Origin of the sequence: Streptomyces sp. NPDC047042, assembly GCF_040644035.1 — a bacterium.
GTDB lineage: Bacteria > Actinomycetota > Actinomycetes > Streptomycetales > Streptomycetaceae > Streptomyces.
This window is the reverse complement of the sequence record NZ_JBEYVP010000005.1, coordinates 1-15,097: the sequence shown is the minus strand read 5'-3', so window position 1 is coordinate 15,097 and position 15,097 is coordinate 1. Positions and strand designations below refer to the sequence as shown.

The 15,097-nt window shown below is 69.0% G+C and carries 8 protein-coding genes; 3 read left to right on the top strand and 5 right to left on the bottom strand.

Features of this window, described 5'->3' with window-relative positions:
• Positions 1-137 precede the first annotated feature (137 nt).
• Complete coding sequence (locus ABZ855_RS06515) at positions 138-5,357, bottom strand: family 43 glycosylhydrolase (RefSeq protein ID WP_360801920.1); 5,220 nt, start codon at positions 5,355-5,357, stop codon at positions 138-140.
• A gap of 285 nt (positions 5,358-5,642) precedes the next feature.
• Here ABZ855_RS06515 and ABZ855_RS06510 point away from each other — a divergent pair, with 285 nt between their 5' ends.
• Positions 5,643-7,130 carry a family 43 glycosylhydrolase gene (locus ABZ855_RS06510; RefSeq protein ID WP_360801917.1) on the top strand — a complete coding sequence of 496 codons (1,488 nt, stop codon included), beginning with the start codon at positions 5,643-5,645 and terminating at the stop codon, positions 7,128-7,130.
• A gap of 77 nt (positions 7,131-7,207) precedes the next feature.
• Here the strand turns inward: ABZ855_RS06510 and ABZ855_RS06505 are convergent, their stop codons facing one another.
• From ABZ855_RS06505 to ABZ855_RS06490, 4 genes are all read right to left on the bottom strand, one after another.
• A complete protein-coding gene (locus ABZ855_RS06505; protein ID WP_360801914.1) occupies positions 7,208-8,269 on the bottom strand; it encodes an iron-siderophore ABC transporter substrate-binding protein in 1,062 nt (353 codons plus the stop codon).
• Positions 8,269-10,098, bottom strand: a complete 1,830-nt coding sequence (locus ABZ855_RS06500; protein WP_360801911.1) for an ABC transporter ATP-binding protein — start codon at positions 10,096-10,098, stop codon at positions 8,269-8,271. The genes ABZ855_RS06505 and ABZ855_RS06500 overlap by 1 nt, the downstream gene beginning before the upstream one ends.
• Positions 10,095-11,792: an ABC transporter ATP-binding protein gene (locus ABZ855_RS06495; protein ID WP_360801908.1), complete on the bottom strand. Its 1,698-nt coding sequence runs from the start codon at positions 11,790-11,792 to the stop codon at positions 10,095-10,097. Before ABZ855_RS06495 ends, ABZ855_RS06500 begins: the two co-directional genes overlap by 4 nt.
• A 98-nt stretch (positions 11,793-11,890) precedes the next feature.
• On the bottom strand, positions 11,891-13,255 hold the full coding sequence (locus tag ABZ855_RS06490) for a SidA/IucD/PvdA family monooxygenase (RefSeq protein WP_360801905.1): 1,365 nt from the start codon (positions 13,253-13,255) through the stop codon (positions 11,891-11,893).
• Between the two features lie 85 nt (positions 13,256-13,340).
• Here ABZ855_RS06490 and ABZ855_RS06485 point away from each other — a divergent pair, with 85 nt between their 5' ends.
• Entirely contained in the window at positions 13,341-14,288 is a 948-nt protein-coding gene (locus tag ABZ855_RS06485; protein ID WP_360801902.1) for a methionyl-tRNA formyltransferase, read from the top strand.
• A gap of 80 nt (positions 14,289-14,368) precedes the next feature.
• Positions 14,369-14,974 (top strand): GNAT family N-acetyltransferase, encoded by a 606-nt coding sequence (locus tag ABZ855_RS06480; protein ID WP_360801899.1) that lies wholly within the window; start codon positions 14,369-14,371, stop codon positions 14,972-14,974.
• Positions 14,975-15,097: the final 123 nt, after the last annotated feature.

The window sequence follows — 15,097 nt, the reverse complement described above, 5'->3', positions numbered from 1 at the left end:
GCCTATCAATGTTGCATCTGAGATGCGTATTTGGGGAGGGGGTGGCGTCGGGAACGCCGAGGGCGCGCACACCGAGCGGGCCGTCAGGCCCAACTCCGTGTGCGCGCCCCTGTGTTCGCGCTACCGGTCCATCCGGACTAGCGGCCGATCACGATGCCCTTGGTCGCAGCCCCGGTGCGGTTGTCGTACAGGACGACGCCCGTGGACTTCTTCCAGATCCGGATGCGGAACGAGTCGGGATTGTCCGTGACCGTGACCCGGAAGACGTAGCCGGTCTTGCCGTTGACCGTTCCGGAGCCCTGGAACACCGCCGTGGAGCCGGTGATCACCAGCCACTCGGAGGTCGTGGCGCGCAGCTGCACGCTCGGCTTCGGCTTCCCGGTGGCCGTGAAGTCGAAGGCCGTCCTGCCCTTCGGCACCGTGGCGTTCTTCGGGTAGGAGAGGCCGAAGGAGAACGACGCCTTGCCGCTCAGCCTCGGGTCGACCGCGTAGGAGCCGGCCCGGGACGTGATGGCGCCCTTGCCCGTCGCGGAGCCCGCGTCGGGGTTGTAGACGATCAGCTCGGGCAGCTGGGTGGTGGCCGAGGCCCCGTCGTCGTCCTTCACCGTGATCACCGGGCGGACGATGCCCGCCTTCAGGTAGGCGTGGGTCGCCTCGCAGATGCCGTTCGTGACCTTGCCGGCCGTCGGCGCGGTGCCGTCCTTCCAGTCGATCCTGCAGGTGTGGGTGTCGGACCGGCCCGGGTCGGCGAACTTCACCAACAGGCGGACCGGGGTGCGCTTGCCCGCCGGGACCGGGGTCTTCGGACCCTGGACCGAGGTGATCGACGGCGGCGCGTTGGAGACGGTCACCGTCAGGGTGTCCTTGCTGCGGCCACCGGTCAGCGTGACCTCGTACGAGCCGTTGTCCGTGCAGGTGATGGACGTCGGGATCGTGGTCCTGCCGGCGAACGTGCAGGGGGTACCCGGAGCCACGCTCCAACTCGGCGTGCCCGCCCCGGAGATGCTGCCCGTGAGCGCGATCGCGCTGCCCTCCGGGCCCGTCGCGTCGGCGCCGGCGTGGACGATCGTCACCGGGTCGATGCTCGACAGGGTCGGGACGACCTTCTTGATCAGACCGTCGGCGTCGAACTCCAGCTTGTCGATGGTTGTCTCGCGGTGCATGCCGTCACCGCCGGGGATGGCGAAGCGGTGGTAGACGATGTACCAGTCGTCGGTGTTCGGGACGTGTACCACCGAGTGGTGGCCGGGGCCCTTGATACCCAGGGTCAGGTCCTTCTGCAGGATCACACCGCGCTTGGTCCAGGGACCCTTGGGCGAGGAACCGGTGGCGTAGGCCACCTGGTAGTTCTCGTCACGGGTGTCGTTCTCGGACCACATGAGGTAGTAGACGCCACCCCGCTTGATGACGAACGAGCCCTCGTTGTAGCCGCTCGGCGTGATGTCGGAGACCTTCGACGCGTCGAAGGAGACCATGTCGTTGTTGAGCGGGACCACATAGGCGTGGCCGTTGCCCCAGTAGAGGTACGACTGGCCGTCGTCGTCGGTGAAGACCGCCGGGTCGATCATCTGGCCCGGGTAGTCACCGGCCTTCAGCAGCGGCTTGCCCAGGGCGTCCTTGAAGGGGCCCGTCGGCGAGTCCGACACCGCCACACCGATGTTCGCGTCGGCGCAGAAGTAGAAGTAGTACTTGCCGTTGCGCTCCTCCATGGCCGGCGCCCAGGCGCGGCTGTCGGCCCAGCTGATGTCGGGACCGAGGTCCAGGATGACGCCGTGGTCCTTCCAGTGGACCAGGTCCGTGGAGGAGTACGCCTTGAACTGCGTACCGCTCCAGCCGTCGAAGCCGTCGGTGGTCGGATAGATGTAGAAGGTGTCACCGAACCTGACGATGTTCGGGTCCGCGTTCAGGCCCGGCAGCACCGGGCTCTTCATCTCCACCGCCGAGACGGTCCAGGTGCGCTTCTTGCCGTCCGAGCCGGTGACCTCGTACGTGAGCGGCTTGGTGAAGTCGCGCAGCGTGCCGGAGGCGGGGCTGATGGTCGCGCCGTGGGCCAGGATGAACTGCGGCGCCAGGGCCTTGATGTTGCTGCCCGGGTTGAGGGGCAGGACGACCTTGCTCTCCTTGTCGGTGATGATCGCGTCGACCTTGAGCGCCGGGTGGGTCACCGCGGCGATCCCGGTGGTGTTGCCGCCGAGCTCCAGGACCTCGGAGGGCGTCAGGGCCCGGTTGTAGATCCGGAAGTCGTCGACCTCGCCGCCGAAGTACGGGTCCGGTGAGTACAGGGACTTGCCGATGTAGCCGGAGTAGTCCTTCGACGCGTCGTACAGATCGGACGGCTTGATGGTGACACCGTTCACGCGGGCCGTCTCGGCGCCGTTCACATAGAGGATCGCCGTCTGGGTCGCGCCGTCCAGGGTGACGGTGACGTGCTGCCACTCGCCGGCGGTGAGCGGGGAGCCGCCGATCATCTGCTTCTCACCGGACCAGGTGGCCTTGGTGATCGCGGAGAACAGCTTGCCGGCGCCGTTGGACGGCGTGGCGAACAGGTACTTGTTGTTGTCCGGGCCGAGGCCGAAGAGCCACTGGAAGTTGTCGCCGCCCTTCCACTTGACGTACGTGGAGACGGTGACGCCGCTCGCGCCCTTCAGAACCCCGTTGGGGATCTTCACATACGGCGAGCTCGAACTGCTGTTGCCGCCGGACATCTTGAACGAGCCGCCGTCCACGCCGGTCCCGAACTCGGGCGTACGGACGTAGGTGCCGTGGAAGCCGTGGCCGCTGGAGTCACGGGCGATGTTGCCGCCGGTCTCGTCGAAGTCGTAGTGCAGGAGCAGGTCGGCCGGGACGTCGGGGCCCTCGGCGGAGACCGTGACCTCGGCGCTGACCGCGATGGCCGAGTCGCCCGCGAGGTCGCCCGTCACCGTGAAGGTGCCGGCCTGCGCGTACTGCGACGCGTCCACGTTCGCCCAGGTGACCGCGACGGGCCGCTTCACGCCGTCCGCGGACTGGGCGATGACGGTGGCGGGGAGGACGGGGGCCTCACCGATGCGCGTCTCGACCTTGACGTTCTCGGCGCTGGTGATGATCTGGTCCGGCTGGTAGGTGCTCAGCAGACGGTCGTACTCGGCCTGCGTGACCGGAAGTACCGTGCCGTGGCGCGGCTTTGACGGAAGGTCGTAGTTGGTGGAGGGGGTCCACACGCCCGACGCGAGGTCCGTCGTCTCGAAGGGGATGTAGCCGCGGCCGCCGAACTCGTCGAGGAACGCGTACCACTTCTCCTCGGTGTTCGACTTGAAGACCAGCGGCCCCTCGGCCGCGCTCATCGCGCCCTTGCCGATGCCCTCGGCAACGGCGGTGTAGGACGGGTTGAGGATCGAGTCGCTCTTCTCCTCGAAGATGAACTTGCTGTTGGGCGTCGAGGAGGAGTTGTTCCGCTCGTCCTTGGAGAGACGGTAGTAGGTGTCCTTGTCCTTGATCATTGTGGAGTCGATGACCGAGTAGCCGCGGTCGATCCACACCTTGGGCGCGCTGAAGGTGCGGAAGTCACGGGTCGTCGCGTACATCATGCGGTTGTACGTGTCGCCGGAGTGCTCGGGGTTGTCGTACAGCTTCGACGCCCAGAAGACGACGTAGGAGCCGAGTTCCGTGTCGTAGAACGCCTCGGGCGCCCAGGTGTTGCCGGCCGAGTCGGGGGAGACCTTCACCAGGCGCTGGTCGGTCCAGTGGACCAGGTCGGTGGACTCCCACACCATGATGGACTTGCTGCCGGTGCGCTGGGAGGCGTCCCAGTCGCCGTTGCCGTAGATCCGCAGGTCGGTGGCGATCTGGTAGAACTTGTCGCCTTCGGGGGAGCGGATGATGAACGGGTCGCGCAGGCCCTTCTCACCGAGCGTGGAGGTCAGGACGGGCTTGCCGTCGTTCAACTCCCGCCACTTCAGCGGGTCGTTGCCCTTGCTGAGCGCCGCGTAGAGCTGCTCGCCGTCCGCGGTGCCCTCGCCGGTGAAGTAGCTGAACATATAGCCCTTGAGGGCTTCCTTGGCGGGGAGTTCGGGGATCTTGGCCGTCAGGACCCGGGTCGCGGTGGCGGTGCCCTTGGTGATCGTCGCGGTCAGCTCGGTCGTCGTGCCGCCGGCGCCGTGCGCGGGGCGGTGGACCACACCGTCGGTCGCGATGACGTCCGGGTTCGCCGAGGACCAGGCAATTGCCGTGCCGTAGGCGCCTGTTGTCGGAAGCGTGATGTTCCCGCGTACGTCGTCGATGTTCGGGAGAGTCAGCGCGTCCGCGGCCTGCTGAGTGGCCGTGGCGTCGTCGAAGGTGGCCGGGACCGTGATGTCGAAGGTCTTCGTGTCACTCACCGGGCCTTTCTTCAGGGTCGCCGTGAGCGTGGCGTGGCCGTCCGGCTGACCGGCGGGCGGGCGGGTGACCACGCCGGAGTCCGAGACCACGGAGGCGTTGTCGCTCGCCCAGGTGATGGCGGAGCCACCGGCCGGGCCGGCGCTCGGGAGCGTGAGGTCGGCGATCACCGCGCTGGTGTCGCCCAGGGTGAGAGCCGACTTGTCGGCGGCCACGCCCTGCGCGGCGATGGGGACGGAGAGCTGCTCGACCTCCGTGCTCGCCAACGCCCGGTCGTAGACCCGGAAGTCGCGGATGTTGCCCTTGAACAGGTTGTCGCCCGGATAGACCGACTTGCCTATGTAGTTGGCGGTGGTCTTGCCCGCGCCGACGGAGCCGGGGGTGAGGGTGATCCCCGTGTTGCGGCCGACCTCGACGCCGTCCTCGTAGAGCACGCCCGTGTTGCCGGTCTGGGTGTAGGTGATCTGCTTCCAGACGGCGCGCTGCAGGTTGGTGCCGGCGCTCCGTGTCGTCTGCTCGGTCGACCAGTTGCCGCTGGCGATGGACGTCCGGTACGAGTTGCCCGTGGTGAACAGGTAGCCGTTGCCGGCCGATCCGCTGGTGTTGCCGAAGCCGTAGATGAAGTACGGGCTGGACTGGGCGGAGTCGATCTTCACGTCCATCGAGACGGTGATCGAGTTCATGCCGCTCATGATGTCGTCCGGCACCTTGATGTAGGTGTCGGAGCCGTTGAAGGCAAGCCCGTCACCGGAGTTGGACCATCCGGCGGTCCCGTTCACCGTGCCCGTACGGCCGTTGCCCGACGCGTCGGTGACGGTCGTGCCGGAGGCCGCGTCGAGCTTGTACCAGAGGGCCAGCCCGTCGGTGATGTCGGCCGCGTCCGCGTGAGCGGGTACCGACATGGCCAACGGCCCGGCGAGGCCCAGGAGAAGCGATGCGGCGGTCAGGCCGGCGAGCTTTTCGGACCAGGGTCTGCTACGGCCGCGTGATCGCGCGAGTTGCATCGTTTCGGCTTCCTCTGATCGGACACGGGGGAGGGGCGGGAGACATCAGATTTCGGCTGTGTGTCCGCGCGTTGCGTGAGTGTCAATCGGTGCGACCAGAGGCGTCAAGAGTTTTCGAACAACGTTCGGCCAGTCGGACAACTTGTTTTTTACGCGAGACATGCCTAAACGGAACGGAACCTGTCACAACCGTTGACTCGTGCACCCTGCGTACCTATGTTCTGGCCGAAGTTACGCACGCTGTCCGATATTTCGAATCACGATTGTGAGAAGAGGCCCCCACCTGTGATCCGTATCCGTCACTGGCTGACCCTCCTGGCGGCTCTGCTGGCGCTGCTCGTCCCTGTCGTCGGCATTCAGCCCGCCGGTGCGGCCGATGGGCGGCCGTACACGAACCCGGTCAAGTCCCAGAAGGGCGCCGACCCCTGGCTCGAGTACTACAACGGCAACTACTATCTGGTCACCACGTCCTTCACCGGCGTCCTGACCATGCGCAAGTCGCCGACCCTGGCCGGGCTCGCGACGGCTCCCAGCGTGCAGGTCTGGAGTGACACCACCTCCACCCGCAACAACAACTTCTGGGCGCCCGAGCTGCACTTCTTCGACGGCCACTGGTACCTGTACTACTCGGGCGCGCCGAGCGGAGCCGCCTGCTGCGACCAGCAGCGGACGTATGTCGTGGAGAGCGCCGGCACCGATCCGATGGGGCCGTACACCTTCAAGAACCAGCTCACCGGCTCCAACCTCGACCCGGGCGGCTGGCTCATCGACGCCACCGTGCTGACGTACAACAACAAGCTCTATCTGATCGGCAGCGGCGCCATCGGCGGCAGCAAGCAGAGCCTGGTCATCGCGCCGATGAGCAACCCCTACACGATCCAGGGCTCCACCTTCAGCCTCATCTCGCAGCCGACGCTGGCCTGGGAGACGTCCGGGGCGCCCGTCAACGAGGGACCCGAGCCGCTCTACCACAACGGCCGGACCTTCCTCACCTTCTCCGCGAGCTACTGCCAGACCGCCGACTACAAGCTCGGCCAGCTCGAACTCACCGGCACCGACCCCCTGTTGGCGTCCTCCTGGACGAAGAAGCAGACGCCCGTCTTCCAGCGCAACGACGCCGCCGGGATCTACGGGCCGGGCCACAACGGGTTCTTCACCTCGCCCGACGGCACCGAAAACTGGATCGTCTACCACGCCAACGACTCGGCCTCGGGCGGCTGCGGCAACGGCCGTACCACCCGGGCCCAGAAGTTCACCTGGAACGCGGACGGCACGCCGAACTTCGGCACGCCGGTCGCGCTCGGCACCACGCTGCCCGGCCCGTCCGGCGAGACCGCCGTGACCCCGACCGCGTACACGCTGGTGAACCGCAACAGCGGCAAGTGCCTCGACGTGGAGGGCGGGAACACCGCCGACGGCACCAACATCTTCCAGTGGACCTGCAACGGCGGCGCCAACCAGAAGTGGCGCATCGAGGACCAGGCCAACGACACCAGCCGGCTGGTCAACGTCGCCACCGGCAAGGTGCTGGACACCGCGAACTGCGCCACGGCCGACGGCACCGATCTGCGCCAGTGGTCGTGGCTGAACAACAACTGCCAGAAGTTCAGGCTGGTCTACACGGCCACCGGCGACTACGTCCGCATCGTGAACGAGGCAACCGGCAAGGTCGCCGACGTCGCCGACTGCTCCACCGCGAACGGCGCCGACGTACGCCAGTGGACCTGGCTGAACAACAACTGCCAGCAGTGGCAGATCAGGCCCACCACCTGAGCCGGTAGCTCCCAGACAGGAACCATGGGTGTGGCCCGGCCGGAACTCCGGCCGGGCCACACCTGGTTGACGGTCCGTCAGCTCGTCGGCTCGACCACCTTCGTGGCCGTCTTGCCGTCGACGGCCGCCGACAGCTGCGGGACGAGCCGCTCCAGCATGTACGGCAGGCTCAGCACCGACACGAACGACACCGAGTTGCCGTAGTCGCTGGTCTCCTTCACGAAGACCTCACGGTCCTCCTTCGCCACCTTCAGATCCGCGTACAGGGGGTCCTTGCGCAGCTTCGCCTTGTCCGCGGCGGTGTCGGAGACGATCCACACGATCGCGTCCGTGTTCAGGAGGTCGGTGCGCTCCTTGCTGATGTTGGCCCCGAACTCGTCACCGATGACCTTGTCCAGGTCGGCGGGCAGCTTGAAACCGAGGTTCGTGAGGACGCGCGAGCGCGAGTCCTGACTGCCGTAGACGAAGATGCCCTCGTACGGGGTCGCCATCAGGGCGGTGGCACCGGCGAACTCGGGATGCTCGGCCGCCGCCTTCTTGAAGTCGGACTCGACCCCGGTGACCAGCTCCTTCGCCTTGGCCTCCTGGCCGAGCGCCTTGCCGATGATCTCGGTCTGGTTCTGCCACGGCACGCCGAAGTCGTTGTACTCCTTGGGCTGGGCCACCACCGGGGCGAACTTCGACAGCGTGTCGTACTGCGCCTTCGTCAGACCGCCGTAGACCGCGAGGATCAGGTCCGGGCGCAGCGCGGCGATCTTCTCGGTCTGCGGGCCCGTCCCCGTGTCCTTCAGGACGGTCGGCACCGCCGCGCCGCCCAGCTTGTCCGTCGCCCACGGGCCGATGGCCCCCTTGTAGCCGCCCAGCCACTCGGTCGTGCCGACCGGCACCTTGCCCAGCGCGAGCACGGCGTCCTGGTCGGTCAGACCGACCGTGACGATCCGTTTCGGCTCGGACTTGATCGTCGTGCTGCCGTACTTGTGCGAAAGGGTCACCGGGAAGGCGGAGTTGGCGGACGTGTCGGCGGCGGGGCCCGCCGTGCCGGAGTCGTCGTCGGAGCCGCAGGCGGCGGCGGTGCCGAACAGGAGCAGTACGGAGGTGAGCGCCGCGGCGAGCCGAGTGCCTCTGGGAGAGCCGAACATCAGTGGTCCTTCACGGTGGTGGTTGTTTCGGTGCTGGGACGCGTGGGGGGCTTCTCGGCTGTCGTACGGGTGCCGGACCAGGCCTGCCAGAGGGAGGCGTAGGTGCCGGCCGCCGCGCACAGCTCGTCATGGGTGCCGCTCTCCACGATCCGGCCGCCGTCCATGACGACGATCCGGTCCGCGTCGGCGGCCTGGGTGAGTCGGTGGGCGACCACGAGCGCGGTGCGGTTCTCGATCGCCCGGTCGGCCGCCTTCTCCAGCAGCCGCGCACCGGTACTGCCGGCCTCGGCCGTCGCCTCGTCCAGCACGGCGACCGGCGGATCCGCCAGTACCAGCCGGGCCAGGGCGAGTTGCTGCACCTGGGCGGCGGTGAGACGGTGCCCGCCCTCGCCGACGACGGTGGCCAGGCCCTCGGGAAGCGCCGACACCCAGTCCAGCGCGTCCACTTCGGTGAGGGCGGCGCGCAGGTCGTCGTCCGTGGCGTCGGCGCGCGCGAGACGCAGATCGTCGGCGAGCGGACCCGCGAAGACATGCGTCTCCTGGGTGACCAGCGCAACCTGCGGGCTGTCGGCGGACGTTGAGGCGCCGGTCAGCACCACCGTGCCCGCGCTCGGCTCGTGCACCCCCGCGACGAGCTTGGCGAGCGTCGTCTTGCCGGCGCCGCTCGGCCCGACCAGCGCGACCCGCTCCCCGGCGGCCAGCGTGAGATGAACGTCCCGAAGGACGGGACGCCCCGGTACGTACTCGTGGTGGACCCCGGTCACCGTGACCGTGCCGGGTTCACTCCGCTGCGCCGGGAGCGTCGGGGCGGCGGCCTCGGGCTCCGGTATGTCCGTGACGCCGACCAGCCGGGCCAGCGCGGCCGTCGCGGACTGGGCGTCGTCGAGCAGCGCCAGAGCCTGGTTGACCGGCCCGAAGAGGCTGTGGAAGTAGAGCGCGGCGGCCGTGGCCGTACCGATGGACACGGAGTCGGCGCGCACCAGCAGGAACCCGGTGACCAGGACCGCCGCGAGACCGGTGTACTCGGCGAGGTGCAGCCGGTTGTAGAAGTTCAGCACCAGCCGTACGCCGCGCATCGTCAACGCGACCGCGTCCGCCGAGCGCCGGGTGACCGACTCGGTGTGCTCCTCCTCCAGCCGGAACGCCCGTACGGTGCCGGCCCCCGCGATGGTGTCCAGCAACTGCTGCTGCTGGGCCCCCGTCGCGATGCGCTGCTCGGCGTACAGCGGCACCGCGTTGCGCACGTACCAGCGCGCGGTCCCCGCCTGGATGGGCACCGCGAGCAGTGCGGCCAGCAGGAAGCGCCAGTCCAGCACGGCCAGGGCGGCGAAGGTCAGCACGATGGAGAGCAGCGAGCGGGCCAGTTCGGGCAGCGCGCTGCGCACCGCCTCGCCGACCACCGAAACGTCCCTGGTGACACGGGCGTTGAGGTCGCCGGAGCCGGCCTTCTCCACCTGCTCCTGGGGCAGCCGCAGCGCCCGCTCGACGAACCGTTCGCGCAACTGCGCCAGCACGGTCTCCCCGAGCCGCGACACCAGGCCGAGCCCGAGCGCGGTGGCCACACCCTGCACGACGGCCACCACGATCAGCAGGACGGCCGGGAGGGTGAGGTCGCCCGGCGGGCGGTGGTCGGCGACCAGGTCCACGATGCGGCCCAGCAGCGGCTGGACGAGCAGTCCGACGGCGGTCGCCGCGACCATCACGGCGAACGCGCCGAAGGCGAGCGGGCGGTACGGACGCAGTACCTCACGGACCGCCTCACGGGTCCGCCTGGGTGTCGCTGTGGGCAGCAACTCCCGCGTGTGGCCGGAGAGTTCGTTGCCGCTCATGCCAGAACCGCCGCTCGGTAGGTCTCGTGACGGTCGATCAGGTCGGTGTGCGAGGCGGTGTCGGTGACCCGGCCGTCCTCGAGCAGCACGACCCGGTCGGTGACCGACAGCAGCGCGGGACTGTTGGTCACCAGTACGGTCGTACGGCCCTTGCGGATCTCCCGGACGCCGGTGGCGATGCCCGCCTCGGTCACCGTGTCGACGGCGGTCGTCGGATCGTGGACCACCAGGACGGGCCGTTCCGACGCCAACGCCCTTGCCAGCGCGACGCGTTGACGCTGCCCGCCGGAGAGCGAGCGGCCCCGCTCACTGACCGCGGTGTCCTCGCCGTCCGGGAGGGTCTGCGCGACCTGGGCCACACCCGCCGCGGTCATCGCCGGTCCCGGGTCGGCGTCGGGCGGGGCGGACGCGGTGACGTTGGTGCGGACGGTGCCCTCGAAGAGGTCGGCGTCGTGCTCGGCGACCAGCAAAGCGGTGCGGAGTTCGACGGGGTCCAGGTCCCGCAGGGGTGTGCCGTCCAGCTCGACGGTGCCCGACTCGGGGTCGGACCGCCGGGCCAGGCAGCGCAGCAGGTCGGTGGCGTGGACGGGGTCGGTCGCGACCACGCCGAGCAGTTCACCGGGTGCGATGTCGAGGTCGAGGCCCTTGAGGCCGCCGAGGGTGACGCCGGTGAGCCGGACGGCGCCCCGTACCGGCCGGGTCAGGGTCGCCGTGCCCGGGGTGACGTCGGGTGGAGCGGCCAGCACCTCGGCGATGCGGGTGGCGGAGGCCCGGCCCTGGGCGAGCTCGGCGTTGACCCAGGCGAGGGTCTCCAGCGGGCCGAGCAGGAACAGGGCGAGCCCGACCGCCGACACCAACTGCCCGAGGCTGATGTCCCCCTGGGCCGCGAGCCGACCGCCGACCAGGGCGACGGCGGCGATCAGACAGCCGGTGAGGGAGAGCACCATCCCGCTCTGGAAGGCCTGTGCGCGGGCCGCCTTCAGGGTGGCCCGGAGGGAGTCGCGGCTGGTGGTGCGGTAGCGGGCCAGCGCGGTGGACTCGCCGCCGATGCCCTTGAGGATGCGCAGGCCGGCCACCAGGTCGGCGGCGACGGCCGAGGCGTGCGCGGCCCGCTCCTGCTCGGCCTCGCTGCGCGATTCCAGGGGCTTGCTCAGCAGATGGCCCAGCCACAGCAGCACCGGCGTGCCGAACAGCACGACGAGCCCGAGCGTGACGGACATGCGCAGCAGGACGATCGCGCCGACCAGGATGCCCGCGAGGGCGGAGATCCCGGCCATGGCCGCCATGCTGACGGCGCCGACGCGTTTGGCGTCCTCGGTGGCGATGTTGGCGAGGGCGCCGGGCAGCCGGCCCTCCTCGGCGCCCCCTCCGGGGGCCAGGATCCGGCGTACGAGGGTGACGCGGAGGGTGTGTTCGGCCTGGGCGGCGGCCCGGTCGGTGGACCAGGCGCCGAAGCGCCAGCTGAGCGCGAGACCGACGTAGACGAGGGCGAGGACGGCGAGCCAGGTCAGCAGGGCGCCGGTGTCGGAGCCCGTGACGGCGCGGTCGATGACCAGACCGATCACGACCGGCACCATCACCTCGCCCAGCTGATGGCCGGAGCCGAGGAGCGCGCCGAGGGCGACGTCACGCCGCTGCCCTCGGACCGCCTGCCGCAGGACGTCACGTCCCGTCGGCTGTGAAGGACTACTCACCCGTAACCCTCCGGGATCGGACGACAGTTGGGGCCGGAAGGCCTGTCCGGGCAGGTGTGGGCGCACCCGGACAGGCAAAAAACTTAGGTGAGGGTACCCTAAGTTGCAGACACCTGCCCAGCGCTCACCACCGGACTCACGACCGCGTCGCTCGTGCGACGGGCGATCAGGGAGTCGAGGATCTCTCCCGAGCGCACGGCCGTCGTCGACAGCAGCGTCGAGGTGAGACCGTGCGTGTGCTCGGTCGCGCCCTGGAGGTAGATGCCGGCGGTGACCTCGGGTGCCGCCTCGACGCGGTGATCGCGGCCCACCCGTACGGCGTCGTTGTCGTCCCGCAGGCAGAGCTTCGCGGCTCTGCCCAGCAGGGTGTCGAGGTCGCGGGGGCGGTAACCGGTGGCGTGCACGAGGACGTCGCAGGAGAGCACCTCCCGTTCTCCGGTGGGGAGATACTCGACGGTGACATCCAGCCGGTCGTCCAGTTGCTCGACGTCCCGGATGCGGGAGACGTTGCGCATCCGCAGCCGCTCGGTGCCCTGGACCTTCTCGCGGTACATGGTGGCGTACAGCGTCTCGATCAGGTCCATGTCGACGACCGAGTAGTTGGTGCTGCGGTGGTACTCGTGCAGCGACTGCTTCACCTCCGGCCGGGACCGGAAGTAGACGTCCACGGCCTCCGGGTCGAAGATCCGGTTGGCGAACGGGCTGTCGTCGGCGGGTGTGTAGCCGTACTTGGCGAAGACCGCGCAGACCTCGGCGCCCGGGAACGAGCGGTGCAGATAGTCCACCGCCTCGGCGCCGCTCTGCCCCGCGCCGAGGACGAGGATGCGGTCCACGGAGGTGCCCTTGGCGGTCAGCTCGCTCGTGCGGGGGACCAGTTCGCTGTTGTGCCAGATGCGGTCCGACAGGGCGGTGCCCGGCGGGACATGCGGTTCGAGACCGACGGCCACCGAGATGTTGCGGGCCCGGCGGACCACCGTACGTTCCGGGTCGCCCGGTACGCGGCTGACCACGTCGAACCAGCGGACCTCGCCCTCCTCGGTCAGCACGGGGTCCACGGACAGCACTTCGGCGTCGTACGTGACCTGGTCCGCGATCCGCGCGGCCGCCCACTCGAAGTACTCGTGGAACTCGATCCGCAGCGGGAAGAGGGTCTTCGCGTTGAGGAAGTCCACCAGCCGGCCGCGGTCCCGCAGGAAGCACAGGAAGCTGAAATCGCTGGTCGGGTTGCGCATGGTGACCAGGTCCTTGAGAAAGGACACCTGCATGGTCGCGTCGTCGATGAGCATGCCGCGGTGCCAGCCGAACCTCGGCTGGCGTTCCAGGAACTCGGCGTGTATCCGCTCCTCGGGCGCGGCTTGTGCGTTGTGTTCCGCGATGGCTATGGCCAACGCCAGATTTGACGGGCCGAAGCCGATTCCGAGCACGTCATGGATGGCGTCCGGCTCGTCGTGCAGTGCGTTCACCGCAACTTTCCTTCCCCTAGGCGCCACTGATGTTAAATAAGGTTAGCCTTACCTTGCAATGGTGTGTCCTACGGAAGGATCGAATATGCGGGTCGTCATGTTCGGCTATCAGACCTGGGGGCACCGCACGCTCCAGGCCCTGCTGGACTCCGATCACGAGGTGGTCATGGCGGTCACCCACCCCAAGAGCGACCATGTCTACGAGAAGATCTGGGACGACTCGGTGGCCGACCTCGCGGAGAAGCACGGCATCCCCGTGCTGCTGCGCAACCGCCCCGACGATCCCGAACTCCTCGCTACGCTACGGGAGTTGGAGCCTGACCTGATCGTCGCCAACAACTGGCGGACCGTGCTCCCCCCGGAGATCTTCGACCTCCCGGCGCACGGCACGCTCAACATCCACGACTCGCTGCTGCCGGCGTACGCGGGCTTCTCCCCGCTGATCTGGGCGCTGATCAACGGCGAACGGGAGGTCGGCGTCACCGCCCACCGGATGAACGCGGAGCTCGACGCCGGTGACGTTCTGTTGCAGCGGGCGGTCCCGGTGGGGGCGCGGGACACGGTGACCGACCTCTTCCACCGCACTGTGGACTTGATCACACCGGTGATCCACGAGTCCCTCGCGCTCATCGCCTCCGGGCGTGCGGAGTGGATTCCGCAGGACCGCAGCAGGGCGAGCTTCTTCCACAAGCGTTCCCTGGAGGACAGCCGCATCGACTGGACCTGGCCCGCCGAGGACCTCGAACGTCTCGTCCGCGCCCAGTCGGACCCGTACCCCAACGCCTTCACCCATCACAAGGGCCAGCGGATACGCATTGTCGAGGCCGCGGTCTCCGAGGGCTGCTACGGCGGCACACCGGGCCGGATCTTCATCCGCGAGGGCGACGGAATCGTGGTGGTCGCGGGCGCGGAGGCCCGGAACGGGCGGCTGCGGGGTCTGGTGGTGAAGAGGATCCGGACGGAGGACGGGACGGAGCTTCCGGCGACGGAGTACTTCCGGACGATGGGCGGGTATCTGACGGCGCGGCCCTGAGCCGCCCCTGGTTGCGGATGCGGATGCGGATACGGCGATATCCGATCGACGCCGGTTCACGGTGACGCCAGGATGGCGGGATGCCAGAACTGCGAACCGAACGTCTGCTCCTGCGCGCGTGGCGCGAGTCGGACCTCGCCCCCTGGGCGGCCATGAACGCCGACCCGGAGGTCCGCGAGCACCTCGGAGACCTCCTGACCCGTGAACAGAGCGAGGCCTCCGCCGCCGGCTTCCAGGCCGACCTCGACGAACGGGGCTGGGGGTGGTGGGCGGTGGAGGTCGCGGGCACCGGTGAGTTCATCGGCTTCGCCGGGCTTGACCCGGTCGAGGACGACATGGCGTTCGACGGGGTGGAGGCGGGGTGGCGGCTTGCCCGCTCCGCGTGGGGGCACGGATACGCGACGGAGGCCGCTCGGGCGGTGGTGGGGTTCGCCTTCGACGAGGAGGGGGTCGGTCTCGAGGAGGTGCTGGCGATCACGACGGCCGCCAACCTGCGTTCGCAGGCGGTGATGCGGCGGCTTGGCATGACGCACGACCCCGCCAAGGACTTCGACGACGTGACGGTTCCGGAGGGGCCGTTGCGGCGGAATGTGGTGTGGGGGATCCGCAGCAGTTTTTCGCCCCCGCCGCCCCTACCCGTCCCATCCCTGGGGGCTGCGCCCCCAGACCCCCGCTTTCGGCCCTGAAGGGGCCTCGTCCTCAAACGCCGGACGGGCTGGTAGTCAGCCCCTCCGGCGTTTGAGGAGCGGGGGTTCGGGGGCAGCGCCCCCCAGACGGATAGGACAGGGAGGGGGGGCGGGGGAGCGAGG

Bases quoted from the DNA above. Each gene is read 5' to 3' on its own strand.
- ABZ855_RS06515 (WP_360801920.1), bottom strand. From the start codon at position 5,357: ATGCAACTCGCGCGATCACGCGGCCGTAGCAGACCCTGGTCCGAAAAG.
- ABZ855_RS06485 (WP_360801902.1), top strand. From the start codon at position 13,341: ATGCGGGTCGTCATGTTCGGCTATCAGACCTGGGGGCACCGCACGCTC.
- ABZ855_RS06500 (WP_360801911.1), bottom strand. From the start codon at position 10,098: ATGAGCGGCAACGAACTCTCCGGCCACACGCGGGAGTTGCTGCCCACA.
- ABZ855_RS06505 (WP_360801914.1), bottom strand. From the start codon at position 8,269: ATGTTCGGCTCTCCCAGAGGCACTCGGCTCGCCGCGGCGCTCACCTCC.
- ABZ855_RS06480 (WP_360801899.1), top strand. From the start codon at position 14,369: ATGCCAGAACTGCGAACCGAACGTCTGCTCCTGCGCGCGTGGCGCGAG.